This window comes from Halorussus salilacus (assembly GCF_024138125.1).
Taxonomy (GTDB): domain Archaea; phylum Halobacteriota; class Halobacteria; order Halobacteriales; family Haladaptataceae; genus Halorussus; species Halorussus salilacus.
The window spans coordinates 1,812,246-1,835,304 of record NZ_CP099993.1 but is presented as its reverse complement, the minus strand read 5'-3'; the positions used below and the strand labels follow the sequence as shown (position 1 = coordinate 1,835,304).

Here is a 23,059-nt window from a genome sequence, read left to right as displayed (position 1 = left end):
ATGTCGCCCGACGGACCCCTCGACCGCCCGCTCGTCGCGGTCGTGATGGCGGGCGGAACCGGCACCCGGCTCTACCCCGCCAGCCGGGCCGACCGGCCCAAGCAGTTCCTCTCGCTGGGGGGCGAGGGCTCCCTGCTCGCCCGGACCGTCGAACGCGTGGGGTTCGCCGACGAGGTGTACGTCTCGACCGCCGTCGAGCACGCCGAGCGCGTGCGCGAGGCGGTCCCCCGGGCGGGCGTCCTCGTGGAACCCGAGGCCAGCGACACCGGCCCGGCGCTGGTGTACGCGACCCACCGCGTTCGCGAGCAGGTGGGCGACTGCGTCGTCCTCTGCGTCCCGAGCGACCACGTCGTCTCGGGGGCATTCGAGACGACCGCCCGAACCGCCGCCCGCGCCGCAGTCGAAACCGAGGGGTTGGTGACGTTCGGCGTGGAACCGACCCGGCACGCGACAGGCTACGGATACATCGAACCCGCCGCCGGGGGCGTCGACGCCCCCGGCGGCGGGAACGGCGGGGACGGATACGCCGAGGACGGCAACACCGGGGACGGATACGCCGAGGTCGCGCAGTTCCGCGAGAAGCCCGACGCCGAGACCGCTCGGGAGTTCGTGGGGCGGGGTTTCTACTGGAACGCGGGGCTGTTCGCGTGGACCCCCGACGCCCTCCTCCGGGAGGCCCGCGAGTCGCCGCTCGCGCCGCTCGTCGCGGCGCTCGCGGCGGGCGACCCCGAGCGCGGATTCGCCGAGGTCGAACCGGTCAGCATCGACTACGCCGTCATGGAGCGCACCGACGACGCCTACGTCGTGCCCGCCGACTTCGAGTGGGACGACCTGGGGTCGTGGGACGCGATAGAGCGCGTGGTCGAGACCGACGACGCCGAGAACGCGGTTCTGGGCGACGCCGTGACCGTCGACGTGGCCGACAGCGTCGTCGCGAGCGACGGCGACACCCACGTCAGCGCGGTGGGCGTCGAGGGGTTGGTGGTCGCGGCCTACGACGACCGAGTGCTGGTCGTGCCGAAGGACGAGGCCCAGCGCGTGCGCGAGGTCGTCGCGGCGTTGCGCGAACAGGGACTGTTCTGACCCCAACGTTGATGTTAACGCGGGAGTTTACAATCTCGTATGGGAACCGCCGACAAGCACGTCCGGGTCAGCGAGGAGAACTACGAGCGGCTGAAGGCCCGCCGACGCGAGGACGAGACGTTCGACGACGTGGTCGAGCGACTCCTCGCCGACGACCGCGACCTACTGGCGGGATTCGGCGCGTGGGAAGAGACCGACCAGCGCGGCGTGGTCGAAGAGTTACACGAGCAGGGGAAGCGCGAGAGCGCAGACCGGGTCGAGGAGATCGCCCGACATCGGAGCGACGAATGAAGGTCCTCGACAGTTCGTTCCTGATGGACTACGAGGACGGCCATCCCACCACCAAGGAGTACCTGCTCGACCACAGCGACGAGGCGTTCGTCGTTCCGGCCCCGATTTACACCGAGTTCCTGCTCGGTGGCGTTTACGGTACCGAGAGTACGCCCGGGAAAGCGAAGCAGAATCTGGAATGGGTCGAGGTCCACTCTATCGGCGAGGAGACAGCCGAGCACGCCACCGAAATCGCGGCCGAAATAGATGCGCAGGGGCCCCACCTCTCTCCCATCGACGCCCTCGTCGCGGGCGCGTCCCGCGAGCTAGACGCGCCACTCGTCACCAGCGATAGCGACCACACCCATCCCTCCTGCCGGGAAGTCATCGATATCGAAGAGTACCGCTGAGTCCGCGTTTTCTCGGCCGTCCGAATTTTGGGCGTCCACGCCGTACCACGCCTGCCATGGCCGACGTTCCAGACGTTCAGACCGTCGAGACCGAAGACGAGTACATCCACGTCCGGTTCCGCGACCCCGACGAGTTCGACGAGATTCGGACGCCCGACTGGGCCGAGAATCCCGCCCACGACGTTTCGGAGGGCTCGGAGGTTCGGACCGGCAAGCGAGAGGGGAGCGACGACTGGGAGGTCCAGAGCGTGCTCATCAAGAAGAACGTGGGCGAGGATAAGGCCCGCGAGAAGGCAAAGGAGATAGTCGAGAAGATAGAGTCCTGAGTCACTCCGCCGGGAGGACCTCGCACTGGTGGACCACCATGTCGCCGTGGCGGGGTTCGACCGTCGCCGTCTCGCCGGTCCGGACCGGGACGGGTCGGTCGAAGACGGGGCCGTCGTGGACGAAGGTGTGGAACTCGCCGTTCTCGCCGCAGGGGTCGACGCCCTCGGGGAGGTCGGCGAGGAACGACTCGTCGAAGGGGCGGCCCGCGAACGACTCGTCGAGCGCCGAGTCCTCGACCGCGACCACGGTCGCCTCGAAGGCGTCGGCGAACTCGCGGGCGAGGGATTCGGTGTCCCGGCCCCAGACGGGCCAGTACCCCTCGATGTCGCTCGCTTCGAGGCGGCTCTCGCGGTACGCGCGGATGTCCTCGACGTAGAGGTCGGCGAACGCGATTCGGTCGATACCCCGGCGCTCGTACTCGTCGGTGGCCTCGGCCAGCGCGGCCTCGTACTCGTCGTTCGAGGCGTCGGCCGGAATCTCGACGAACCGGATCGGCAGGCCGAGCGCGTCGGCCTGTCGCTCGTAGAGCTCTCGGCCGACGCCGTGCATGCTCGACCGGCCGGTCTGGGCCGAGACGGTCGTGAGGAGTTCGACGACCTCGACGCCCTCGCGGTGCATCTCCCGGAGGGCGAACGAGGCGTCCTTGCCGCCGCTCCACGAGAGGACCGTCGCCATCAGCTCCGGAGACGGCCGCCGTCGACCGGGAGCGCCGCGCCGTTGACGAAGCTCGCGCGCTCGCTGGAGAGGAACGCGACCACGTCGCCGAACTCCCCGGGGTCGCCCACGCGGTCCAGCGGGATGTCGGCCGACCAGTCGGCCAGCCCCTCCTCGTAGGTGTCGTGCTCGCCGCGCTCGACCGAGGCCTCCACGAGTTCCTGGATGCGGGGGGTCTCGTGTGCGCCCGGCAGGACCGCGTTGACCCGCACGTCGGGGGCCCACTCGCGGGCCTGAGTCTTCATCAGGCCGACGACCGCGCGCCGGACCGCGTTCGAGAGGACGAGGCCGTCGATGGCCTCCCGGACGCTGGTCGAGGTGACGTTGACCACGGTGCCCGCGTCGCTCTCGACGAGGTGGGGGTGGGCGGCCTTCGTCAGCCAGACCACGCTCATCACCAGCAGGTCGTAGGCCTCGTACCAGTCGCGCTCGGTGGTGTCGAGAAACGTTCCGCTCGGCGGTCCCCCGGCGGAGGTGACGACGTGGTCGAGGCCGCCGAACTCCTCGACCGTCGCCTCCACGAGCGCCTCGACCTCGTCGGGGTCGGTGATGTCGCACTGGACCGCGAGCACGTCGCCGTCGCCCGCGGCCGAAATCTCCGCCTCGGCGTCGGCGAGTTTCTCCTCGCCGCGGGCGCAGATGGTGACGTTCGCGCCCGCCTCGGCCAGCGCCTTGGCCGACGCCCGGCCGAGCCCGCTCGAACTCGCCGTTACGATTGCCGCGTTGCCTTCGATTCCGAGGTCCATGTGCCCCGTTTCGGAGGCCACCCTCAAAGCTCTCCGGGACGCGGGCGCGTTTGCTTGGAACTGAATCGACGCTCCGGGTCGCGGGAGCGACCGGAGGGAGGTTCCGCGGGGTTCCGCCGACCACCGGGAGTTCCGCGAGCCGCCACAGACCACCGGATGCGCCGCGGTCGCGCCTTCGCCGAAGGCGCGACCGCACGCGGGGAGGTACGGGGCGCGGTGCTGTGCAGTGCGGTCGCGGTGCTGTGCAGTGCGGTCGCGGTGCTGTGCGGTGCGGTCGCGGTGCTGTGCGGTGCGGTCGCGGTGCTGTGCGGTGCGGTCGCGGTGCTGTGCGGTGCGGTCGCGGTGCTGTGCGGTGCGGCCCTCATAGGTACCGGAGATAGCTAGCTTCGCGCTGACGGACATCACCGAGACGACGGAAGGGACGACAGCACAAAACGCCGTTCGTCACCCCCGACTCGCTTCCGCCGACTTTCGGACCGTCACCTCGCCGTCGGCCGTCACGCCGATCAACAAATCTTCGCGAACGGCGCGGTCCTCGACCGCGTCCCCGGCCTCGTCGCTCACTCGCTTCATCAGCTCCGGTGCGGCGTGGTTGACCTTCACGCCCGCCTCGTCGCAGGCGTCGTAGACCCGCGAGGGCACGTCGTAGAGGTCGGTCCCAGCCTCGACGACGACCCGGACCGGCGCGTGGAGCGCCTCGGCGAACGCGACCGTCTCGCGGGCCTTCCGGACGTTCTCGCGGGCGCTTGCCTCGATACTGGAGACGTTCGCGCGCGAGGTGCCCAGGCGGTCGGCGATGGTCGCCTGCGCGACCCCGCGCTCGCGCAGTGCCAGCACTTCGGCCTGTCGGCGGGTCAGCACGCTGGTGTCGGCGTCGAATCCCGCGCGGTCGAGCATCTCCTCGGGGTCGGGGGCCTCGCTCACGGTCGACCCTCCCACGGCCGCCTCGCCGTCTGCGGTGGTCGGTCCATGCTCGCCTCTACGCACTCCGACCGAAAAAACCCGCGGCGCGGAACGCTGTTGGGACTGTCCACCCAGCGGCCGCGCTCGGACCCGGGGTTCAGCTTCCCCAGAAGTTGTCGCGGCTACCGAGTTGCGGCCGGGACCGGCCGTCCTCGTCGTCTCCGTCGCCGGATTCCGCGTCAGACTCCTCGGCGTCGCCGTCGTCAGTCCCCTCCTCGTCCTCCTCGTCCATCGGCAGTCGCTCGATGGGGTCGGCCCGGGCGTGGTTGCCGTGAACGTTCGTGATCTCCACCCGCGCGCGGGCGTCCGGGAGGATGCCGTCGACCATGACGATGAAGCCGTCCTCGGTCCGGCCGACGCCAGCGCCGCTCTCGTGGATGTCCTCGATGTCCACCACGACCTCCTCGCCCGGCTGGACGGGCGCGGTCTTGAGTTCGCGGATGGGCTGGTTGTAGTGGTCACACCACTCCGCGCCGCCCCGGTCGCCGTAGTGCTGGCATCCCATTCCCTCGATTCGCTCCTGAAAACTCGGGCAGTCTTCCGCGAGTGGACAGTCCGGCATGCCTGTGGCTACTGGCCCGGCGGCCTAAACCTTTACGTACAACCGTTTACTGCGCTCAGGACCCGCGAGCGGTCGCTCGCGGTACAATAGCGGGGACTGACCCCGACCGCATCCGCACCGCCGACCGCAGTCGACCTACTCCCCGGCGACGAGGAAGGTCCTGCCGCCCTTGCGTTCGAGGTAGACGTCGCTCACGTCGGCGAACCACTCGCCGACGTACTCCTGCAGGCGGTCGGTCTCTACGTCCGAGACGTCGAGTACCGCCCTGGCGTCGTCGTCGGCGGTCGCCGGTTCCTCGCGAGCGAACGTGAGTGTCATACCCGAGACTTGTCGGGGAGCGATATGAAGGTCAGCCATCCGGAGTGAAAGTGAAACTGCCCGAAAGGACGGCTGTGGAAATCGGTAGCGCGGAACCCACGGGGTCGAAGGGCGGGCGAGACCGACGCGACTCAGATGTAGTGGGCGGCGACGTAGGTCAGCAGGGCAAGCAGAACGAGCGGAATCAGGTGAAGCAAGAGCGCGACCACTTCGAGGAAGAGGTTGGGCTCGAACGGCGATGTGAGCACGAGCAACGCGATGAAGAACGCGAGGATGACCAGCGGGATGATGTTGACCGAGATGTCGAGCATCGTCTCGCGGTCGAACACGGAGTCGGCCATGGTGGGTCGTAGGACCACGGCCACGGACATAACGACACCGGCCACGGTGACCGACTCCGAGAGCCACGACTCGACGCGCTACTCGTAGAGCAACTGCTCGACCTGTCGGCGTCGCCGCTCGACGTCGAAGTGCAGGGATACGTCGGGGTCGGCCGCGAGCCGGTCCACGACCAGCAGGGGGTCCGTGCCAGCGCGCTCGACCCGCTCCAGCAGGGCCGCCAACTCGGTCCGGTACAGCGCCAGCGAGTCGAGCAGGCCGAGCGCGAGTACCATCGCCGCGCCCCCCTCGCCGGTCGGGAGCGCGTCGCTGATACGCCGGAAGTCGGGGAGGTCGTCGGGCGCGTCGGCTGTCGGTTCGACGGCGAGACATCGGCTACAGACCGCCACGCGTTCGGGGTCCTCGGGGAGATATCCCCGGAGGTCGCCGGGGACGGCGAACGCCAACTGGTCGCTTCCGCACTCGGGACAGGTCATGTCGGGGAATCGTCGTGGGAGGCCAAAAGGGTAGGCGATGGCGGCCGGGGACAGCCCGACCGAGCGAGCGACGCGGCTGTGCCGCGTCGCTCGAATCGACGGACGGGGACGTGATACTGGCAGAGCGTCTGAGCGGGAAGATTCGCCCGCGGGCGGATTCTCGAACGGAAAAGCGGTCGGTGGCCGTCCTCAGTCGTCGGCGGTGACCGTCTCGGCTTCCCCGGCGGCTTCGACCTCGGCCGCCTCGCGCTCTTCGCGCTCTTCTTCTTCTTTCTTGGCCTTGATCTTCTTGAGGCGGAAGGTCTCCTCGCGCTCCTGCTCTTCGAGCTTCTGCTCGATGTACTCCTTGTTCTCGTTGAGTTCGGGCAGGAGCTTGAACTCCAGGGCGTTGACCCGGCGCTTGGTGGTCTCGATCTCGGTGAGCATCTTCTTCATCGCGGTCTCGACCTCCGCGGCGAGGATGATGCTTTCGAGGAGTTCCTCGTAGGCCTCGGCGGCCTCGTCGATGCGGCCGCTCGTGCCCAGCACGCCGTACCCGCGCTCGTCGAGGCTCTTTTTGACCTTGCTCGACTCGATCTGGGGGACGACCACGCCCATGATGTTCTTCGACTCGGTGGTGATCTCGGGGTGTTCCTTGAGCGCGGCGGCCGCGCCCCGGACCGCCACGTCGCCCTCCATGGCGCGGGCCATGTTGATCTTCTGCTGGGCGAGTTCGTAGTCGTCTTCGAGGCCCGAGCGGACGTCCTGAGCCTGATCGAGGATGTCCATGAACTCCATGATGAGGCCGTCGCGCTTCTGCTCCAGCGTGTCGTGACCCCGCTCGGACAGCTCGATGCGGTCCTCGATCTGCATCAAGTTCTTCCGAGTGGGCTTGACGTCGTTGGCCATCTTGGGGGAAGTTTGTGTCTCTAGGGGGTTAACCTTTTACTGTTCGTGTCGCCCGCCGGTGTCGCCTACGCAGGGCTCGAGAACTCCTCGCCGTGACCGTCCCGGGAGTAGTAATCAACGTCGTCTCGTCGACCCGCCACCGTCGTGGAACGACCGCCGAGTGATGGCTCCGGCGACCGGACTCCGTCGCGGCGTTCACTCGGCCGTCACTCCCTCATTCCCCAGACGCGACTCGTTGCTAGTATGGTGTGGCGCTCTCACGGTACGTCTCGAACTCCTGCATTGCCCACGACCGACAGGCGTCGTTGTCCGTTTCGACGAGGACGTGAGGTTTGTCCCGACCGTCGAGCGCGAGTATCACGACGGTTTCGTCCACCACCGCAAGTGTGAACTCCGCGTCACGGTCCACCGTCCAGAATGACGTCTCGGGCGATTCGCCGCCGTTTTCGTCGAGGAAGGAGAACTCCTCCTCGAACACGCGGGCGATCTCTTCGGTGAACAGAAGTTCAAGACGAGACTGCTCGTCCGACAGAACCGTTCGGAACTGGTCTTCTGTCAGCGGGAGTGAGGTGAGGAGCCCGATAGTTCGAGTGGCCTCCGAGATCAGTTCGAAGAAGCGTTGACTGGGTGCGTGAGGTCGCACGGAACTAGCGACTGTGAGATTCGCATCCCTGAGCGAACCGATATTCCCCTCGAACGATTCGTACGAGATACAGGAAAACAGCGGGTCGAGATGAAGAGTGGTACTAACGTACGAGTGATAGGTTTCTAGACCTTCCTGCGTCGCCCGTCCCAGTGGCGTGAGCCGATACTTTCGTTTCGGAGTCTCCTCTACGAGTCCCCGTTCCTCCATCTTTTTGATGTTGTGACGAAGCGTCGTTCTCGGAACGTCGAGCTCCGATTCGATTTGTCGGACCTCGTACTCGCCCTCGCCGAGGAGCGAGAGGATCTGCCAGCGGTGTTCGCTCCCACCGATACAGGACAGAATCGACGTAGCCGTCTGCTCTCTTTTTCGTGCCTCTCTTTCCATAAAAATACTGGATTTTCTATACGTCATAAATCTGTTGAAAGAATATTTTTGTTATAAAGTCCGTGTTACAATCCTCTGGCGTAAGGGATGGTGACGGCCGCCTCGACCCACGCGGCTACGATTATCAATCCAAATGCAACGAGTATCAGTTCGGCATATCGCCACGCACGTTCAGCCGTCAAGGGCCGGTCACGACTCCCACGCAAATAGGCGATAATCCCCCACGCGGTATCGAATCCGATGGCGGAAGCGAGAAAGAACGCCGGGAGTTCGAGAACACCGTGGGGAACGACCAGAAGACCGACCGTCAGGGGGTCGAACCCCTGTTCGAGTGCGATCCGAACGGCCGACCCGAGTGCGGCCCCGGTAGTGTACAACAGGAACATGGCCGTGAGACCGAACGTTACCGAACCAAGTACGATGGCGACGAGCACGAAGGTATTGTTCAACACGATACCAACGAAGTCCAGATGACTCGCTTTTGCCGATGGACCAAACGAACCCAGGGATTCGTCGGAAGCCGTTCGAGCAGTGAGGAATCCGAGAGTCATCGAAAGAGCAAAAAGAAGCGTACTCAGACCGAACGGAAGCACTAACGCTTCGAACTCGTCGGGAAGTCTATCTTTCATGAATTCGATTACAGTCTCTGATTTACAGTACGAAAACGTCGAGACGGCGTCCGGTCGTTAGACGCCCGCTGCACCAGCGATACCGGTGGACTGACCAGCAGCGTAGCCAGCACCGACCGGACCGCCGCCCATGAAGCCGACTGCCGCGGCACCCGCGAGCACACCACCTGCGGCTGCGCCGCCAGCAGCGGTTGCGACGACACCGTCACCCGTGTATGCAGCAGCAGCGCCAGCGGCGACGTTACCCGACGTTCCTGCACCTGCCGCGGCGCCCGCCAATCCGGTAATCAGCACTATAGCCAATCCGACCGCGATGGTTTTTCGCATCATGGTGCGTCTTCTTCTCGTATCCACCGAGTATTTTATCTACTTACTCGTCGAGGAATTATATCATCGTCAGGAATCATTCCCGTTGAACTAGGTTAACACCGTTAGTGTATTTAGGTCGAAAAGGCGGAACGAGCGGCAAAGGAAACCGAGGCAACGTGATAAATACGTGATAGAAGCGGTGAACGAGCGTGTTACGCGCCTGCGATGCCACCAGCGGCACCACCCACGGCGGCACCGGTACCGGTTCCGACGCCCGGGAAGATGGCCGTCCCGACGCCTGCGCCAGCGACTGCACCACCACCGGCACCGACACCGGCCATTCCGGCAGCGGTTCCGGCGCCCCACTGACCGGACGCAACACCGATACCTCCCATGACGTTCGCCTCTGCCTGCGCACCAACGGCGACGCCTGCACCGGCAGTGATCAACATCAGTGCGAGACCGATCGTAACCAGGGTACGGTTCGATTTCATTCCATACGCTAGTGGGCGTGAGTAGAACTTAGTCGTACTCGTTCGTCACTCGGTCTCCAAATTGAATACGAACCAGCGGTTTGTCGAGAGTTAAAACGAATTCGGGTTACCAGCGTAATTGAATCTGACGAGGAGAAGGATATCAACTAGATAGTTAGATTCAAGTAAGAATTATAAATACTGAAACGTATGAGTTTCATACGAGATATCCGAGAACTCTGCGTGAATCCGGACGAGTTCTATCGGACGCGGGGCGACGACCCGTCACTGAGAAAGCCGGTACTTATCGTATTCGGGGTAGCCCTCCTCAACATCTTCAGTTCGGTACTGTTGATTTCACACGTCCGAGTCGAAGGACAGTCGCTGGCTAACACCTTCCTCGCCGTATCCGGGATATTCGGTTCAATATTCGGAGTCGTGGGTATCTTCATCCTTTGGCTCTTGTTCACCGCTGTATTTTACGCGCTCTCGATCGCGTTCGACGGGTCGGGAACGTTTCGGCAACTCTTCCGCTTCGTCGGGTGGGGATACTTTCCCGCGGGGTTCAGTGCGATTGCCAGTCTCGTTCTCACATGGTACGCGATTCAATCGGTACCCGCAGGATTAGAATTACAGGCGTTCATACAGGAGTACCAGTCGCACCCAGCACTGGAGATCGCGAGCATCGTGGGAGTCGTCATTCTCGCCTGGCAAGCGCTGATCTGGGTGTTCGCGGTCCACCACGCTCGCAACATCACACTTCGGGAGGCCGGGCTGGTCGTCGCGATCCCGACGGCGGCCAACATCGCTTGGAACGCGTTCCAGCTTCTGTGAAGAAGAGCGACCCCCTACGCAGAAACAGTGCGTTTTCCGATTATCGGTCGCGTGAGGTCTGAGAGTTCCGGTCCATCCGGGCCTTCAGCGCTTCCACGCGGAAGTAATTGCTTCCTGCCAGAATCGCAGCACCGCCCGCCAACAACGTAGCGAGGTCGGTGGGCAGAACCGGATACACCGAATCGGCGGTCAGAAGGGGGCCGACGAGGATGGTTACCACTCCGAGTAGTTGTGTGACCTTTGCGACGGCCGAGAACACCCGTTCCATCGTTCCATCGGCGGTAACAGTACTCATGATACTCACATCGAGTGTACAGGCACGGAGATAATATATTTACGGGAGAAGCGGAAGACAAGAGAAGCTGTTCGATGAAACGCCGTTATCAGATAACGAAGTTCTTAGACACCCACAACCCAATCGTTGGTGGTCGACTGTATTGACTCCCTGAACAGCGATACGCCGCGCTGGCAAGAATATGGAGCCCAAAAAATCCGAGACAGGTCCGTCTCAGTCGGCCGCGACTTCCTCGGCCGTCTCTTCTTCCGCGTCCCCGGGGTAGTACTTCTCGATGAGGTCCTCGTCGATGCGGTTGAGTTCCTCCTTGGGGAACATCCCGAGGAGGTCCCAGCCGATGTCGAGCGTCTCCTCGATGGAGCGGTTCGTGTCGTAGCCTTGGTCGACGAACTCCTCCTCGAACCGGTCGGCGAAGTCGAGGTACTTGTTGTCACGCTCGGAGAGCGCCTCGCGACCGACGATGTTCACGAGGTCCCGCAGGTCCTCGCCTTCCGCGTACGCCGCGTACATCTGGTCGGAGACGTCGGCGTGGTCCTCGCGGGTGAGGCCCTCGCCGATACCGTCGTCCATCAGCCGCGAGAGGCTCGGAAGCACGTTGATGGGCGGGACGATGCCCTGACTGTTGAGGTCGCGGTCGATGTAGATCTGGCCCTCGGTGATGTAGCCGGTCAGGTCCGGAATCGGGTGGGTGTCGTCGTCGCCGGGCATCGTGAGGATGGGAATCTGGGTGACCGACCCCTCGCGGCCCTCGATGCGGCCCGCGCGCTCATAGAGCTGGGCGAGGTCGGTGTACATATACCCGGGGTAGCCCCGTCGGCCCGGAACCTCCTCGCGGGCCGCGCCGATCTCGCGCAGTGCCTCACAGTAGTTGGTCATGTCCGTCAGGATGACCAGTACGTGGTAGTCCTTCTCGAACGCGAGGTACTCGGCGGTGGTCAGCGCGAGCCGCGGCGTGACCTGGCGTTCGACCGCGGGGTCGTCGGCGAGGTTCATGAAGACCACCGAGCGTTCGAGCGCGCCCGTGCGCTCGAAGTCGTCCATGAACTCGTTTGCCTCCTCCTGAGTGATACCCATCGCACCGAACACGACGGCGAACTCCGAGCCGCCCTCGCCGTCCTCGTCGGCTTCCTCGGGCACGGTCGCCTGTCGCGCGATCTGGAGCGCGAGTTCGTTGTGGGGCAGACCCGAGGCCGAGAAGATGGGGAGCTTCTGTCCCCGGACCAGCGTGTTCATGCCGTCGATGGCCGACACGCCGGTCTGGATGAACTCCTCGGGGTACTCGCGGGCGTAGGGGTTGATTGCCTCGCCCACGATGTCGTGGCGTTCGTCCGGGACGATCTCGGGGCCGCCGTCGATGGGCTGGCCGGACCCGTCGAGGACGCGACCGAGCAGGTCCTCGGTGACGGGCATCTTCATGGTCTCGCCGAGGAACCGCACCGACGACTTGCGGTCGATGCCTTCGGTCCCCTCGAACACCTGAATCGCGACGAGACCGCTACTGGATTCGAGCACCTGACCGCGCAGTGTCTCGCCGTTCGGCGTCTCGATCTCGACGATCTCGTCGTATCCGATGGGTTCGTCTACCTCGGCGAACACCAGCGGGCCGCTGATTTCGGTGATTGTCTGGTATTCTTTCATTGTTAGTATTTCTCCCGAAGTTGTTCTGCGATGGAGTCTTCGAGGTCGTCGATGTACTCCTCCCAGTCGTCCTGCACGCCCATGCGGTTGAGCCGCGGGGCGGCGTCGATGTCCTGTATCTCTTCGACCGGTACGCCAGCGTCGAGCGCGTCGAACGCCTCGTCGTTGAACGTCTTGATCGCGCCGAGCATCGCGTAGGTCTTCTCCGGGGAGCAGAAGGTGTCCACGTCGTGGAACGCGTTCTGCTGGAGCCACGACTCGCGGAGGTACCGCGCGACTTCGAGCGTGAGCTGCTGGTCCTCCGGCAGGGCGTCCTTACCGACGAGCTGGACGATCTCCTGGAGTTCGCCCTCCTCGTCGAGCACGTCGACCGCCCACTGGCGTCGCTCGGGGAAGTCCTCGGCGACGTTCTGCTCGTACCACGGGTCGAGCTGGTCCTTGTAGAGCGAGTAGGACTCGTCCCAGTTGATAGAGGGGAAGTGGCGACGCTCGGCGAGGTCGGCGTCGAGCGCCCAGAAGCACTTCACGATGCGCAGGGTGTTCTGGGTGACCGGCTCGGAGAAGTCGCCGCCCGGCGGCGACACCGCGCCGATGACCGACACCGAACCCTCGGTGTCGTTGATGTTCTGGAACTTCCCGGCGCGCTCGTAGAACTCCGAGAGGCGCGCGGCCAGATACGCGGGGTAGCCCTCCTCACCGGGCATCTCCTCCAGTCGCGAGGAGATTTCGCGCATCGCCTCGGCCCACCGCGAGGTGGAGTCGGCCATCAGCGCCACGTCGTACCCCATGTCGCGGTAGTACTCCGCGATGGTGATTCCGGTGTACACGCAGGATTCCCGGGCCGCCACCGGCATGTTCGACGTGTTCGCGATGAGGCAGGTCCGGCTCATCAGCGGCTTGCCGGTCTTGGGGTCCTCCAGCTCGGGGAAGTCGTCGATGACTTCCGTCATCTCGTTGCCGCGCTCGCCACAGCCGACGTAGACGACGATGTCGGCGTCGGCCCACTTCGCGAGCTGGTGCTGGGTGACGGTCTTCCCGGAGCCGAACGGCCCCGGAATCGCCGCCGTCCCGCCCTTCGCGATGGGGAACAGGCCGTCGAGGATGCGCTGACCCGAGACCAGCGGCGTGGTCGGGGTCTCCTTCTCCTTGGCGGGGCGGGCCTCCCGGACCGGCCACTCCTGGTGCATCTGGATCTCCTCGCCGTTGTCGAGTTCGGCGACCGTCTCCTCGACGGTGTAGTTGCCGCTCTCGATGGCGACGACCTCGCCGCCCTCGTAGTCCGGCGGGACCATCACCTTGTGCTCGATGCTCTCGGTCTCGGGGACCGTGCCGAGGATGTCGCCGGGTTCGACCGCGTCGCCCTCGGCGACCTCGGGGACGAACTCCCACGTCTTCTCGAGGTCGATACCGGGTGCGTCGACGCCGCGGTCGAGGAACGCGCCCATCTTGTCTTCCAGGACCGCCAGCGGGCGCTGGACGCCGTCGTAGATGGAGTCCAGCATGCCCGGCCCGAGGTCGACCGACAGGGGTTCGCCCGTGTTCTCGACCGGTTCGCCCGGTGCCACGTTCGAGGTCTCCTCGTACACCTGAATCGTCGTCAGGTTGCCTTCGATCTCGATGACCTCGCCCATCAGCCCTTCGTCGCCGACGTACACCACGTCGTTCATCCGGGCGTCGAGGTCGGTGGCGGTCACGACCGGTCCACTTACGCTCTCGATGACGCCGTCCTCACGGACCGCGTCGCCTTCGGTTGCTTGGCTCATTCGTTGTCACCTTGTTCGTCTTCGTCCATAAGGTCGATACCGATTGCACGCTTGATCTTCTCGCGCAGTCCGCCGCTACCCGCGCCGCCGCCGATGGAGACCATCGTCGGCTCGACGCTGGTCTCGACCTCGTTTCGCACCCCTCGCGAGAGGTGGTCGAGGTCGTCGTCGTGCATCACGACGATGCCGATTTCCTCGTCGTCGAGGACGCGGGTCACCGCGTCGTCGAGTTCCTCGTCCTTGCGGTCGTCCGGAACGTTCTCGAACTTCCGGACGCCCGCGAGGCGGAACCCGGTCGTGAACTCGGGACTGCCGACGACCGCGATCTCCTGACTCATAGTACCACCAGTTCGTTCTCGATCTCGTCCTGGCTCAGGCCCGCTTCGCGGCCGCGGGCGATGGCGCGGATGTTCTCGACCTCGCGCTCCTTGGCGAGGATGTACGACAGCACGGGACAGATCGACAGGGGGAACACGTGCGAGAGGCGGTCGGCGTACTCCAGCAATGCAACGTCTAGTGCGTGTTCGAAGCCGATGAGGCTGTCGGCGCGTTCGAGTTCGTCGAGCGCGTCCGACAGGTCGTCGCCGTACGTGCTGTCGCGGATGAACGCCGCGAGTTCGTCGATGCTTCCCGACAGCTGTGCTAGGTCGGAGGCCCGAAACAGGTCCCCGCCCTCGATGAAGTACTCCTCGGGGTCGATGTCCGCACCGCTTCGAGCGATACGGAGGACGTTACGGACGTTGCGGAAGTCGATCTCGGCCCGCAGGAACTCGGCGTACAGCTGGTTCGCGCGGTTCTCCGTCGCGTCGACGCCGCCGATGAGCCCCTCGTAGTAGGTGCGGTCGACGGCGTTCTCCAGGGGCACCAGCACGCCCGACTCCTCGTAGTCGGCAGAGGCGTCGGCGAGCGGTTCGCCGTAGCGGGTGCGGTCGAGGAGTTCGATGACCTCCTCGATGGAGCCGGTCTCGGCGAGCCGGTCGAGGAACTGGCGGTCGAACTCGCCCGCGTAGATGAAGTCCTCCGCGATGGTCTCGGCGTCGGCCCCGGAGTAGATGCCCCGGATGACCGTCTTGACGTTCCACGCGTCGAACTTCCGGAGGTACCGCGCGACGAGCGTGTAGAGTCGGCCGTCGGCCCACCGGAGCAGGTCCTCGAAGTGCTTGGCGAGGTTGCGGTTGAGCGAGTACTCGATGAGGTCGACGCCCGAGTAGCGCGCGCCGAGCGCGTTGACCTCGGTCTCGTACTCGGTCTCTTCCATGTACCGCGAGATCTCGCCCGGACCCATCCGGAGGAGCTTGCGGTAGTCCTCCTCGTCGAACAGCTTCGCCCGCCGCGTCCGGACTCGGGCCGTGACGTACTCGTAGTTCGAGGTGCCTTCCGTCTCTTTGATGCTCATTGCTCGAAGAGGCGGGTGCTGATGTCCTGCAGGTTGTCGTCCCAGACGTCCTCCAGCACCGAGTCGAACGTGTTGTTCACCCGGAGACGCGACTCGCTGGACTCGACGACGACGCCGCCGAGGCAGTCGTACTCCCCGGCGTACTCGTAGCCGTCGTACTCCGAGACGAGGTCGGTCAACAGCTCGTCGTCGTCGGGCTTGCCGTAGACCCGAACCGTGTCGCCGTCGTCGAACTCCTCGGCCGCCGCGTCGAGGAGCTCGCGCGTCAGCTCCACGCGGTCGTCGCCTTCGAGGGTCGCGATGCGCTCCTCGACGCTCTCGCGGACGTCCTGCAGGACGTCCCGACGCGCTTCGAGTCGCTTCTGCTTGGCCTCCAGCTTGGCGCTGGAGAGCTTCTGTTCGCGCTCCTGGGAGATTGCCTGCTCGGTCTCCCGTTCCTGCTCCGCGAGTATCTCCTCGGCGTCGGCCTCGGCCTCGGAGACGATTTCGTCGGCGCGCTCGTCGCCCTCCGAACGAATTTCCTTCGCGCGCTCGCGGGCCTCGTTTCGAATATCCTCAACTACCGTGTCCAGACTCATTGATGAAGAGGGGAAAGGGTGCGTTTATCCGACGAGGAACACGACGACCAGCGCCAGGATGACGAGCGTCTCGGGCAGGACCGTCATGATGAGGCCCGTACCGAAGAGGCTCTCGTCCTCGGCGATGGCACCGATGGCCGCGCTACCGATACCGCGTTCCGCGTATCCCGCGCCGAGCGCGGCGAGGCCGACGGCGAGGGCCGCCATGCCGTTCTCCGAGATCGCCTGAAGCGGCGTGAACGCGTCGATTCCGCCCTGTGCGAACAGTACACCGAACTCGATCATCGCGAATATAGCTTCGAACATAGTTTTTGGGGTCTCCTATTGCTCTCGTAACCGGACAGTCGTATTTCCCGTTACTGCCATCATAAAGCTTCCCAAAAGAGTTGGCCAGAAGCGGGTTCTGCGGCCGCAAAACCGATTTATGCTACCGAATACCAAAGGTCGGTAACGTCGGACTCCGGGTTCCCGAACGTTCGAAACGAGAGGGGAATCGACGACGAAAGGAGCGGCGGGTCAGTCCTGCGTCGTGTGCTGGCGCTCGTAGCCGAACGGCTCGTACTCCTCGCCGCCGCCCTCGTAGAACTTCCCGAAGAACTCGACGTACTCGAGACGGACCGCCTGCAGTCCGGCGCTCGTGATACCGAGCGCGAGCACGAGCAGGTGACCCAGCACGAGCACGAGGAGCCCGCCGATGACGCCGCCGATGCCCGAGTGCATCAGGCCGGGGAACATGATCGACGCGCTCTCGTAGTGTTCGAGCGCGTACTGCGGACCGTAGTTGATCATGAAGTGCCACTCGGCTCCCTCGGGGGTGTCGATGGTGTACACGCCGAAGAACAGGAGATTGACCACGAAGGCCATCCCCGCCTTGGCGAGCAACACCGCGGCGATCCGCGTGTACGAGAGCGCGTCCGAGAGGACGCTCAGGCTCTCTAGGGCGCCGATGAGCAGGCCCGGACCGCCCAGGTGCTTGACCTCACCCGCGAGGTAGAGGACGAAGCCGACCGCCCCGATGGCGAGCCCGAGCGTCCCGATTTCGGGCGAGAAGCCCCCGAACCCGAGCGCGAACGGGTCGCCGTCGAAGACGGTGAACAGGAAGTCGGGCTTCTGTCCGGCCGCCTGCGTGCTGAAGATCCACGTCCAGACCCCGGCGAACAGCAGGACCCACGAGCCGCTTTCGAGGACCGCGTCGACCGGGTCGTGGCCGACCTCCTCGACGAACCCGAAGACGTACCCGATGGTCATGTGGAGCAGGCCCAGCAGTATCGAGACGACCATCCACGTCAGCGCGAAGCTCTCGCCGACGGGCTGGAGCCCCTTCTTGATGGGCGGGTGACCGCCCCAGACCCACTCGCCGAGCTGGTGCAGGCCGAATATCTCGCCGTACAGCACGCCGAACAGCGCGGTGAAGCCGCCAGCCCAGAGCGCGATGCCGCCGAGGCTCTTGATGGCGTCGCTGTCGAAGCTACTGTACAGCCAGTAACCGACGCCCATGTAGAGGATACCGTAGCCGAGGTCGCCGATCATGAACCCGAAGAACGCCGGGAACGTCAGGAACAGCACGACCGTCGGGTCGAGCTCGGAGTACTTCGGCCGGTTGATGGTCTCGACCAGGAGCTCGAACGGCTTGAACGCGCCGGGGTTGTCCTGCACGACCGGGGGCTCGTCGTCGCCCATCGTGGTCGCGTGGCCGCCGTCCGTGGCGACCTCCTCCTCGGTGACGTTCTCGCTGGCGTGAGCGTGACCGCTGTCGGAGTACTCCGCGCGTTCGAGTTCGTCGACCTCGACGCGGTCGCCGACCGCGTCGCCGAGCGCGCTCGCGAGTTCGGTGTACCGGTCGGTCGGAATCCAGCCCTCGGCGACGAAGGCGTTCTCGGTCGTCGCGAAGTTGAGCGGCGCTTCGGCCTTCTGAACGTCGATGGTGAGCTTCTCCTCGGCCGCCAGCAGGAAGCCAGCGGTGTCGAGCTTGAGCTCGTGGAGCTCGTTCTCGACGCCGTCGAGCTTGGACTCGAGCTTCTGTCGCTCGTGTTCGAGCTCCTCGACGTACCCCTCGGGGCTTCCGGACGCGTCGGGGACCCCGAGTAGTGCGAAGTCGACGCCGACCAGCGCCTCGTCGAGCGCGTCCTCGTCGGCATCGGCGGTGGGGAACGCGAAGGCCGCCACGGTGTCGTCACCCGAGAAGACCTCGAACTCCCGGATGTCGTCGTCGGCCGAGAGCGCGCTCCGGACCTCGTCGGCGTCGCCTTCGCCGACCGCGACCTGCAGGGTGTCGTAGCCCGAGAGCAGGTCGAGGTCGATTCCGAGGTCGGCGAACGGCGCCATGGAGTCGAGTCGCTCCTCGACGTCCCGGAGTTCGGTTTCGAGCTCGCTACGCCGGTCGTCGAGGTCGTTGACCTCGGTCCGGACGGATTCGAGCTCGTCTTCGAGGGCCTCGTCGGTGACGATGCGGCTCGGTCCGGCGTCCTCGTCCTCGAGGTCGAGGATGCTTTCGAGCGACCGGACGGTGACGAGCCTGTCGGACGCGGTCTCGGCACCCTCGACGGGGTCGCCGGGTTCGAAGCCCTCCCACGAGCCGTCGTAGTCGGAGAGGTGAACCAGATTCAGCTCGTGGATGGTCTCGATGACGTCGTCCATGACGGCCCGCGAGCCCGTCACGGACACCTTGCTCATTCGTTCAGGTCTGAGCATGCACCGCCTCCTCGAACAGGTCCACGACGTACTCGGTCACTTCCTCCTCGTTCTCTCTGGCGCGCGCTTCGAGGGCCTCGCGCTCCTCCTCGCCTTCGGCGAGAAGCTCCTCGCGTTCGGCCTCGATTTCCTCGCGAGCCTCGGCGAGTCGCTCCTCGTGGAGTTCGCTCGCCTCCTCCTCGGCTTCGCGGCGGATACGGTCGGCCTCTTCGCGAGCCTCGGAGATGCGGTCGTCGCGGGCCTCCTCGGCCTCGGCGACGATTTCGTCGGCCTCGTTTTCGGCCTCCTTGATTCGTTCGAGAACCTCTGGCCTCGGCATACTAATCACGCGAAGGTTGCAGAAGCGCGTATATACTACTTGCGAACTTTCTCGTTCGCGCCCAACCCGCGCCACGGGTTCACACACCACGCGACTCCGGTCGGACCGATAGCGCGTCCGGCGGCCACCGCGAGAAATGGCAGGATTATTTGGCGAGCGCGCCCGAAGTGCGACCAATGGGTATCCTCGAAGACAAGAGCCGGGCGCGGCTGTTCTACAAGTACCTCTCGAAGGTGTACGACACGGTCAACCCCTTCATCTGGAACGAGGAGATGCGCGCCGAGGCGCTGGCGATGCTCGACATCGACGAGGACGACCGGGTGCTCGACGTGGGGTGCGGGACGGGGTTCGCCACCGAGGGGCTACTCGAACACACCGAGAACGTCCACGGCCTCGACCAGAGCGTCCACCAGCTGGAGAAGGCGTGGGACAAGCTGGGCAAGCGCGACCCCGTGAGCTTCTACCGCGGCGACGCCGAGCGCCTCCCCTTCGGGGACGACACCTTCGACGTGGTCTGGTCGTCGGGCTCCATCGAGTACTGGCCCGACCCGGTCGCGACCCTCCGGGACATGCGCCGGGTCGTCAAACCGGGCGGGCAGGTGCTCGTGGTCGGGCCCAACTATCCTAAGTCGACCGTGATGCAGAAGCTCGCCGACGCCATCATGCTCTTTTACGACCGCGAGGAGGCCGACCGGATGTTCCGCGAGGCGGGGTACGTGGACATCGAACATCGAGAGATGGGTCCCTCCTACGACCCCGACATCGCGATTACGACCGTCGCGCGCGACCCCGACGGGGAGTAGCGTCGCACGCAGTCTCGGCATCTTCGAGGCGGGCGGCGGCGCGCACGGCGCGCCGCCGCCCGCCAGCGAGCCCGCGCACCCGAGCGGTCGCTACGCGGTCGTCTCCACCTCCGCGACGACGGATTCCTGGACCGTTATCGTCACCTCGACGCTCGCGCCCGGCGCGAGCGTCGGGTCGTTCGTCCCGGCGAGCCGGACGCTCGCGCGCTCGCCCGGCTCCCAGCGCGGGTCGGTCGCGCTGTTGAACGGGCCGGTCGGTCCGGGGTGAAAGCCCTCCGCCGAGAAGAACGGGACCGGCGGTTGGGTGTCGAGCGCGGTCCCGTCGACGCGAACGCGCAGCGAGAGGTCGCGGGCGTCGAGCGGGTCGCCACCGCGGTGGACGAAGGTGAGCCTGTCGGCGTCAGCGTCGGCCCGCACGTCGATAGCGGCGGCGGGCGGTGGGTCAGGGACCGACGTACCGAACGCGACGATGCCGACGACGCCCGCGAGGACCACGGTGACGACGAGGAGACAGACGACGGCGAGGACCGGGGAGAGTGCGCGACCGGACACGCCGAGGGTTGGGCCCGGCTTCGGATTTCAACCTTCGGACGACTCGTCGTCGAGGTCGACCGGCGTGGTGGTCACCTCGACGGTCGTCCCGTCGTAGGTTCCGGTCACGCGGAAGGCCTCGTCCGGACCGAGCGTCCAGACGACGCCGTCCTCACCCGTCGTTCCGACGGATTCGCCGTCCACAGAGATCTCACCGTCAAGGGGCTCGCCCGTCTCGTTCGTGAGTTGCGCGCGGAGCGGTCCGCCCGCGTACGTCCGGTTCACCGTGAGGGTGACGTTCTCGGAGCCGAACTGCCCCTCGGTGGTGTTCCGAACGCCGGGACCCGGCGGGAGAGTCCCTTGACCGGACAGACGCTTGTACTGGACTTCCTTGAATATCTCCCCAGTGCCAGCGTCGAGGGACGCTGTGAGGTTCCCGTGGCTGTGGCTTATCGTCACGTCGTACACGTCGGTAGAGCTGTACCGAGAGCTACTGCCACCGGCGGAGTTGTTTCGGGTCCAGGGGTACTGTTCCGAGACCAAATCCAGCGCCTCGCTGGGGGTCAACGACTCGGTCTTACTGGAGTCGCGGCGGTCGGGTCGAACCACCTCTCGGACGTACTCGTCGTCGCGAATCATCGAGAGCACGACGCCAGTCTCGGCAGCGGAAACGTGAACTTCGACCGGATCAGCGGTCCCATCGAGCGCCTTCGCGACTCGGTCCCGGATAGGACCTTCGAGCGGGAGGAGTCGCACCTGCACCGACGCGTAGATGTTCGGCATCCCGAAGTCGGGGACCTGCGCCGCGCGTCTCTGTACCGCCCGAGTGGTGTGGAGGACGTGTTCGGCCTCGCTGTCGATGCGGGCCAGCGTCCGGACGTACTCCGACGACGATATCGACCCGTTCGAGAAGGCGTCCGTCGCGTGCTTCTCCTCGGATTCCAGCGAGATAACGCGGTTCTCTATCCGATAACGGTACCGAGTGAGGACCTGCTTTTTCTGGGATTCGCTGTCGGCCGATTCCAGCTCCGCGTCGAGCGACCGAACGCTGAGTTCCGTCTCGAACGCCTCGCGGTCGGCCGCGAGCGAACTTCCCAACGAAGTCGACGGCGAGTCGAACGACGTGCGCTCCGGTTCGGTCCCGAGCGTCAGGACGGCCGTCGTGTTCTCGTTCAGCGACGGACCGACGCTGGCGGTGGCAGACTGCGTCGCGGTCGAGGGCGTGGGTGCCGACGCCTGCATCGCAACTGCACCGGGGGAGAGGGCGAGCAGTAACGCCAGCATAACGGGGGCGAGTCGCATTTCGTCCCCATCTCTACGGCCCATCATTAAAATACATGCGGAAGTGTGAAGCCGATCAGGAACCGACCAGAGCGCCCGAAACCTTTCAAAGAGCGCGCTGACGTTTTATCGCGGGGGATGGAAAGTATTTTCTTGTCGGCGTGTTCACGCGACTGTATGCGGTTGTTCGCCGCCCTCCTGATCGCTCTCCTCCTCCTCGGTTCCGCCGCCGGTGTCGGCGTCGGTCAACCACCGGACGACCGAGTCCGCACCGCGGAGCTGTCGGACACGGTCACCCAAGAAGGGACCAAAAACACCACGACCATCGACGATAACAACACTTCGCACGCCGGGACGACGATGCGAATCGCCCTCCGAGACGACGGCGACGCCCGCTGGAACGTCACGACCCGGTTCGTCCTCCGGGACGAGAACGAGACCGAGGCGTTTCGAGAGCTCGCGACCGAGTACGAGAACGGGGGAGCCGACGTCGGCTTCGCCCCGGACACCTTCGAACGCATCGCAGACCGGACGACCACCGACCGAGAGATGACCGTTGCGTCGGTCGACCGGTCGGCGGAGCTCCGGGACAACAGCACGCTCGGCGTCCTGACGCTGTCGTTCACTTGGACGAACTTCACCCGAATGGATGACGGCCAGATACTCCTCGACGACGCGTTCACGACCGAGTCCGGGACGTGGCTACCGGTGTTGAGCGAGGACCAGCGGCTCATCATCGAGGGCCCCGACGGGTACGTCGTTCAGGACACGCCCAAGGGCGTGACCAACTTCAACGAACTCCACTACGAGGGGCCACAGGCGTTCGAACCCGGCGATATAACCGTCGTGTACGCGCCGCGGTCGAACACCGAAACCCAAACCGAAACCCAAACCGAAACGCCTTCCGGCGGTCTCTCCGAATTCGGGGGGCTACCCGGAGTCGCGCTACTGCTGTTCGTGGTCGGCGGGCTCGGGGCCTACGCCTGGACCCAGCGCCGCGACGACCCGGGGGTGGCCGAGACGGCCCGGGCCCGAGCGACCGCGACGGGGCCGGAATCGCCGGACGAATCCGACCGGTCAGCCGCGAGCGAAGTCGAAGGGAACGACGAGGGCGAAGAGGACGACGTCGAACTGTTGAGCGACGAGGAGCGCGTGCTTCGACTGCTCCGGCAGAACGACGGGCGGATGAAGCAGGCCAAGATCGTCTCGGAGACCAAGTGGTCGAACGCGAAGGTCTCCCAACTGCTCTCGAAGATGGACGACGACGAGCAGGTCGACAAACTCCGGATCGGGCGCGAGAACCTCATCACCCTCCCCGACGAGGACGTGACCGACACCGACTAGCACGGAAACGGTCGGCATCGCGTCGCGCGTTTCGAAAACGTTTACCCCC

Annotated in this window: 30 protein-coding genes; 9 read left to right on the top strand and 21 right to left on the bottom strand. The window is 65.2% G+C overall.

Annotation, left to right across the window (positions count from 1 at the left end):
* Genes NGM10_RS09470 through NGM10_RS09455 form a run of 4 tightly spaced genes read left to right on the top strand, consistent with a single transcriptional unit; the run spans position 1 to position 2,089 of the window.
* Positions 1-1,083 carry a mannose-1-phosphate guanylyltransferase gene (locus tag NGM10_RS09470; RefSeq protein WP_253477779.1) on the top strand — a complete coding sequence of 361 codons (1,083 nt, stop codon included), beginning with the start codon at positions 1-3 and terminating at the stop codon, positions 1,081-1,083.
* A gap of 39 nt (positions 1,084-1,122) precedes the next feature.
* On the top strand, positions 1,123-1,374 hold the full coding sequence (locus tag NGM10_RS09465; RefSeq protein ID WP_253477777.1) for an antitoxin VapB family protein: 252 nt from the start codon (positions 1,123-1,125) through the stop codon (positions 1,372-1,374).
* Complete coding sequence (locus tag NGM10_RS09460; protein ID WP_253477775.1) at positions 1,371-1,763, top strand: PIN domain-containing protein; 393 nt, start codon at positions 1,371-1,373, stop codon at positions 1,761-1,763. Before NGM10_RS09465 ends, NGM10_RS09460 begins: the two co-directional genes overlap by 4 nt.
* A gap of 56 nt (positions 1,764-1,819) precedes the next feature.
* Positions 1,820-2,089 (top strand): hypothetical protein, encoded by a 270-nt coding sequence (locus NGM10_RS09455; protein ID WP_253477773.1) that lies wholly within the window; start codon positions 1,820-1,822, stop codon positions 2,087-2,089.
* A 1-nt stretch (position 2,090) separates the two neighbouring features.
* Here the strand turns inward: NGM10_RS09455 and NGM10_RS09450 are convergent, their stop codons facing one another.
* Complete coding sequence (locus tag NGM10_RS09450; RefSeq protein ID WP_253477771.1) at positions 2,091-2,765, bottom strand: Dph6-related ATP pyrophosphatase; 675 nt, start codon at positions 2,763-2,765, stop codon at positions 2,091-2,093.
* Complete coding sequence (locus tag NGM10_RS09445) at positions 2,765-3,550, bottom strand: SDR family oxidoreductase (RefSeq protein ID WP_253477769.1); 786 nt, start codon at positions 3,548-3,550, stop codon at positions 2,765-2,767. The genes NGM10_RS09450 and NGM10_RS09445 overlap by 1 nt, the downstream gene beginning before the upstream one ends.
* Before the next feature lie 156 nt (positions 3,551-3,706).
* Between NGM10_RS09445 and NGM10_RS09440 the strand changes: the two genes are divergently transcribed.
* A complete protein-coding gene (locus NGM10_RS09440) occupies positions 3,707-3,934 on the top strand; it encodes a hypothetical protein (RefSeq protein WP_253477766.1) in 228 nt (75 codons plus the stop codon).
* 60 nt (positions 3,935-3,994) lie between these two features.
* Here the strand turns inward: NGM10_RS09440 and NGM10_RS09435 are convergent, their stop codons facing one another.
* The 8 genes from NGM10_RS09435 to NGM10_RS09400 form a co-directional block, all read right to left on the bottom strand.
* Positions 3,995-4,474: a Tfx family DNA-binding protein gene (locus tag NGM10_RS09435; RefSeq protein ID WP_253477763.1), complete on the bottom strand. Its 480-nt coding sequence runs from the start codon at positions 4,472-4,474 to the stop codon at positions 3,995-3,997.
* Positions 4,475-4,610: 136 nt separating this feature from the next.
* A complete protein-coding gene (locus NGM10_RS09430) occupies positions 4,611-5,075 on the bottom strand; it encodes a TRAM domain-containing protein (RefSeq protein WP_253477760.1) in 465 nt (154 codons plus the stop codon).
* Positions 5,076-5,210: 135 nt separating this feature from the next.
* Positions 5,211-5,393, bottom strand: a complete 183-nt coding sequence (locus tag NGM10_RS09425; protein ID WP_253477757.1) for a hypothetical protein — start codon at positions 5,391-5,393, stop codon at positions 5,211-5,213.
* A gap of 131 nt (positions 5,394-5,524) precedes the next feature.
* Positions 5,525-5,734 carry a DUF6684 family protein gene (locus NGM10_RS09420; protein ID WP_253477753.1) on the bottom strand — a complete coding sequence of 70 codons (210 nt, stop codon included), beginning with the start codon at positions 5,732-5,734 and terminating at the stop codon, positions 5,525-5,527.
* Positions 5,735-5,812: 78 nt separating this feature from the next.
* Positions 5,813-6,208, bottom strand: coding sequence for a DUF6276 family protein (locus NGM10_RS09415; protein ID WP_253477749.1), 396 nt, complete (start codon positions 6,206-6,208; stop codon positions 5,813-5,815).
* Positions 6,209-6,397: 189 nt separating this feature from the next.
* Positions 6,398-7,096 carry a V-type ATP synthase subunit D gene (locus NGM10_RS09410; protein ID WP_253477746.1) on the bottom strand — a complete coding sequence of 233 codons (699 nt, stop codon included), beginning with the start codon at positions 7,094-7,096 and terminating at the stop codon, positions 6,398-6,400.
* 238 nt (positions 7,097-7,334) lie between these two features.
* Positions 7,335-8,126: a helix-turn-helix transcriptional regulator gene (locus tag NGM10_RS09405; protein WP_253477743.1), complete on the bottom strand. Its 792-nt coding sequence runs from the start codon at positions 8,124-8,126 to the stop codon at positions 7,335-7,337.
* A 65-nt stretch (positions 8,127-8,191) separates the two neighbouring features.
* Positions 8,192-8,755, bottom strand: a complete 564-nt coding sequence (locus tag NGM10_RS09400; protein WP_253477739.1) for a stage II sporulation protein M — start codon at positions 8,753-8,755, stop codon at positions 8,192-8,194.
* Between the two features lie 518 nt (positions 8,756-9,273).
* Between NGM10_RS09400 and NGM10_RS09395 the strand changes: the two genes are divergently transcribed.
* Both NGM10_RS09395 and NGM10_RS09390 read left to right on the top strand, forming a co-directional pair.
* Positions 9,274-9,570 carry a hypothetical protein gene (locus tag NGM10_RS09395; protein ID WP_253483901.1) on the top strand — a complete coding sequence of 99 codons (297 nt, stop codon included), beginning with the start codon at positions 9,274-9,276 and terminating at the stop codon, positions 9,568-9,570.
* A gap of 177 nt (positions 9,571-9,747) precedes the next feature.
* Entirely contained in the window at positions 9,748-10,371 is a 624-nt protein-coding gene (locus NGM10_RS09390; RefSeq protein WP_253477735.1) for a Yip1 family protein, read from the top strand.
* 40 nt (positions 10,372-10,411) lie between these two features.
* Here the strand turns inward: NGM10_RS09390 and NGM10_RS09385 are convergent, their stop codons facing one another.
* From NGM10_RS09385 to ahaH, 9 genes are all read right to left on the bottom strand, one after another.
* Positions 10,412-10,639 (bottom strand): hypothetical protein, encoded by a 228-nt coding sequence (locus NGM10_RS09385; RefSeq protein WP_253477732.1) that lies wholly within the window; start codon positions 10,637-10,639, stop codon positions 10,412-10,414.
* A 240-nt stretch (positions 10,640-10,879) separates the two neighbouring features.
* Complete coding sequence (locus NGM10_RS09380; protein WP_253477729.1) at positions 10,880-12,304, bottom strand: ATP synthase subunit B; 1,425 nt, start codon at positions 12,302-12,304, stop codon at positions 10,880-10,882.
* 2 nt (positions 12,305-12,306) lie between these two features.
* Positions 12,307-14,067 (bottom strand): ATP synthase subunit A, encoded by a 1,761-nt coding sequence (locus NGM10_RS09375; RefSeq protein WP_253477726.1) that lies wholly within the window; start codon positions 14,065-14,067, stop codon positions 12,307-12,309.
* Entirely contained in the window at positions 14,064-14,405 is a 342-nt protein-coding gene (locus NGM10_RS09370; RefSeq protein WP_253477723.1) for a V-type ATP synthase subunit F, read from the bottom strand. The genes NGM10_RS09375 and NGM10_RS09370 overlap by 4 nt, the downstream gene beginning before the upstream one ends.
* Positions 14,402-15,463, bottom strand: coding sequence for a V-type ATP synthase subunit C (locus tag NGM10_RS09365; RefSeq protein ID WP_253477721.1), 1,062 nt, complete (start codon positions 15,461-15,463; stop codon positions 14,402-14,404). The genes NGM10_RS09370 and NGM10_RS09365 overlap by 4 nt, the downstream gene beginning before the upstream one ends.
* The gene (locus NGM10_RS09360) at positions 15,460-16,041 is read right to left on the bottom strand and encodes a V-type ATP synthase subunit E (RefSeq protein ID WP_253477718.1); all 582 of its coding nucleotides are present in this window, start codon (positions 16,039-16,041) and stop codon (positions 15,460-15,462) included. The genes NGM10_RS09365 and NGM10_RS09360 overlap by 4 nt, the downstream gene beginning before the upstream one ends.
* 24 nt (positions 16,042-16,065) lie before the next feature.
* Entirely contained in the window at positions 16,066-16,326 is a 261-nt protein-coding gene (locus NGM10_RS09355) for an ATP synthase subunit C-like protein (protein WP_253477715.1), read from the bottom strand.
* Between the two features lie 231 nt (positions 16,327-16,557).
* The gene (locus tag NGM10_RS09350; protein ID WP_253477710.1) at positions 16,558-18,732 is read right to left on the bottom strand and encodes a V-type ATP synthase subunit I; all 2,175 of its coding nucleotides are present in this window, start codon (positions 18,730-18,732) and stop codon (positions 16,558-16,560) included.
* The gene (ahaH, locus tag NGM10_RS09345; RefSeq protein ID WP_253477707.1) at positions 18,719-19,051 is read right to left on the bottom strand and encodes an ATP synthase archaeal subunit H; all 333 of its coding nucleotides are present in this window, start codon (positions 19,049-19,051) and stop codon (positions 18,719-18,721) included. Before ahaH ends, NGM10_RS09350 begins: the two co-directional genes overlap by 14 nt.
* A gap of 176 nt (positions 19,052-19,227) precedes the next feature.
* Here ahaH and NGM10_RS09340 point away from each other — a divergent pair, with 176 nt between their 5' ends.
* Positions 19,228-19,854, top strand: coding sequence for a methyltransferase domain-containing protein (locus tag NGM10_RS09340; RefSeq protein WP_253477703.1), 627 nt, complete (start codon positions 19,228-19,230; stop codon positions 19,852-19,854).
* Between the two features lie 90 nt (positions 19,855-19,944).
* Here NGM10_RS09340 and NGM10_RS09335 read toward each other — a convergent pair whose 3' ends face one another.
* Entirely contained in the window at positions 19,945-20,406 is a 462-nt protein-coding gene (locus tag NGM10_RS09335) for a type IV pilin domain-containing protein (protein WP_253477700.1), read from the bottom strand.
* Positions 20,407-20,433: 27 nt separating this feature from the next.
* The gene (locus NGM10_RS09330) at positions 20,434-21,687 is read right to left on the bottom strand and encodes a DUF7094 domain-containing protein (protein WP_253477698.1); all 1,254 of its coding nucleotides are present in this window, start codon (positions 21,685-21,687) and stop codon (positions 20,434-20,436) included.
* A 156-nt stretch (positions 21,688-21,843) separates the two neighbouring features.
* On the opposite strand from NGM10_RS09330, the gene NGM10_RS09325 reads away from it, so the two are divergent.
* Positions 21,844-23,010, top strand: a complete 1,167-nt coding sequence (locus tag NGM10_RS09325; RefSeq protein ID WP_253477695.1) for a helix-turn-helix transcriptional regulator — start codon at positions 21,844-21,846, stop codon at positions 23,008-23,010.
* Positions 23,011-23,059 lie beyond the last annotated feature (49 nt).

Coding starts and splice junctions, on each gene's coding strand:
- NGM10_RS09365 (WP_253477721.1), bottom strand. CDS start 15,463: ATGAGCATCAAAGAGACGGAAGGCACCTCGAACTACGAGTACGTCACG.
- NGM10_RS09420 (WP_253477753.1), bottom strand. CDS start 5,734: ATGGCCGACTCCGTGTTCGACCGCGAGACGATGCTCGACATCTCGGTC.
- NGM10_RS09445 (WP_253477769.1), bottom strand. CDS start 3,550: ATGGACCTCGGAATCGAAGGCAACGCGGCAATCGTAACGGCGAGTTCG.
- NGM10_RS09385 (WP_253477732.1), bottom strand. CDS start 10,639: ATGGAACGGGTGTTCTCGGCCGTCGCAAAGGTCACACAACTACTCGGA.
- NGM10_RS09425 (WP_253477757.1), bottom strand. CDS start 5,393: ATGACACTCACGTTCGCTCGCGAGGAACCGGCGACCGCCGACGACGAC.
- NGM10_RS09375 (WP_253477726.1), bottom strand. CDS start 14,067: ATGAGCCAAGCAACCGAAGGCGACGCGGTCCGTGAGGACGGCGTCATC.
- NGM10_RS09325 (WP_253477695.1), top strand. CDS start 21,844: ATGCGGTTGTTCGCCGCCCTCCTGATCGCTCTCCTCCTCCTCGGTTCC.
- NGM10_RS09400 (WP_253477739.1), bottom strand. CDS start 8,755: ATGAAAGATAGACTTCCCGACGAGTTCGAAGCGTTAGTGCTTCCGTTC.
- NGM10_RS09430 (WP_253477760.1), bottom strand. CDS start 5,075: ATGCCGGACTGTCCACTCGCGGAAGACTGCCCGAGTTTTCAGGAGCGA.
- NGM10_RS09340 (WP_253477703.1), top strand. CDS start 19,228: ATGGGTATCCTCGAAGACAAGAGCCGGGCGCGGCTGTTCTACAAGTAC.
- NGM10_RS09330 (WP_253477698.1), bottom strand. CDS start 21,687: ATGCGACTCGCCCCCGTTATGCTGGCGTTACTGCTCGCCCTCTCCCCC.
- NGM10_RS09450 (WP_253477771.1), bottom strand. CDS start 2,765: ATGGCGACGGTCCTCTCGTGGAGCGGCGGCAAGGACGCCTCGTTCGCC.
- NGM10_RS09410 (WP_253477746.1), bottom strand. CDS start 7,096: ATGGCCAACGACGTCAAGCCCACTCGGAAGAACTTGATGCAGATCGAG.
- NGM10_RS09370 (WP_253477723.1), bottom strand. CDS start 14,405: ATGAGTCAGGAGATCGCGGTCGTCGGCAGTCCCGAGTTCACGACCGGG.
- NGM10_RS09455 (WP_253477773.1), top strand. CDS start 1,820: ATGGCCGACGTTCCAGACGTTCAGACCGTCGAGACCGAAGACGAGTAC.
- NGM10_RS09380 (WP_253477729.1), bottom strand. CDS start 12,304: ATGAAAGAATACCAGACAATCACCGAAATCAGCGGCCCGCTGGTGTTC.
- NGM10_RS09390 (WP_253477735.1), top strand. CDS start 9,748: ATGAGTTTCATACGAGATATCCGAGAACTCTGCGTGAATCCGGACGAG.
- NGM10_RS09470 (WP_253477779.1), top strand. CDS start 1: ATGTCGCCCGACGGACCCCTCGACCGCCCGCTCGTCGCGGTCGTGATG.
- NGM10_RS09415 (WP_253477749.1), bottom strand. CDS start 6,208: ATGACCTGTCCCGAGTGCGGAAGCGACCAGTTGGCGTTCGCCGTCCCC.
- NGM10_RS09440 (WP_253477766.1), top strand. CDS start 3,707: ATGCGCCGCGGTCGCGCCTTCGCCGAAGGCGCGACCGCACGCGGGGAG.
- NGM10_RS09350 (WP_253477710.1), bottom strand. CDS start 18,732: ATGCTCAGACCTGAACGAATGAGCAAGGTGTCCGTGACGGGCTCGCGG.
- NGM10_RS09460 (WP_253477775.1), top strand. CDS start 1,371: ATGAAGGTCCTCGACAGTTCGTTCCTGATGGACTACGAGGACGGCCAT.
- NGM10_RS09405 (WP_253477743.1), bottom strand. CDS start 8,126: ATGGAAAGAGAGGCACGAAAAAGAGAGCAGACGGCTACGTCGATTCTG.
- NGM10_RS09360 (WP_253477718.1), bottom strand. CDS start 16,041: ATGAGTCTGGACACGGTAGTTGAGGATATTCGAAACGAGGCCCGCGAG.
- NGM10_RS09465 (WP_253477777.1), top strand. CDS start 1,123: ATGGGAACCGCCGACAAGCACGTCCGGGTCAGCGAGGAGAACTACGAG.
- ahaH (WP_253477707.1), bottom strand. CDS start 19,051: ATGCCGAGGCCAGAGGTTCTCGAACGAATCAAGGAGGCCGAAAACGAG.
- NGM10_RS09355 (WP_253477715.1), bottom strand. CDS start 16,326: ATGATCGAGTTCGGTGTACTGTTCGCACAGGGCGGAATCGACGCGTTC.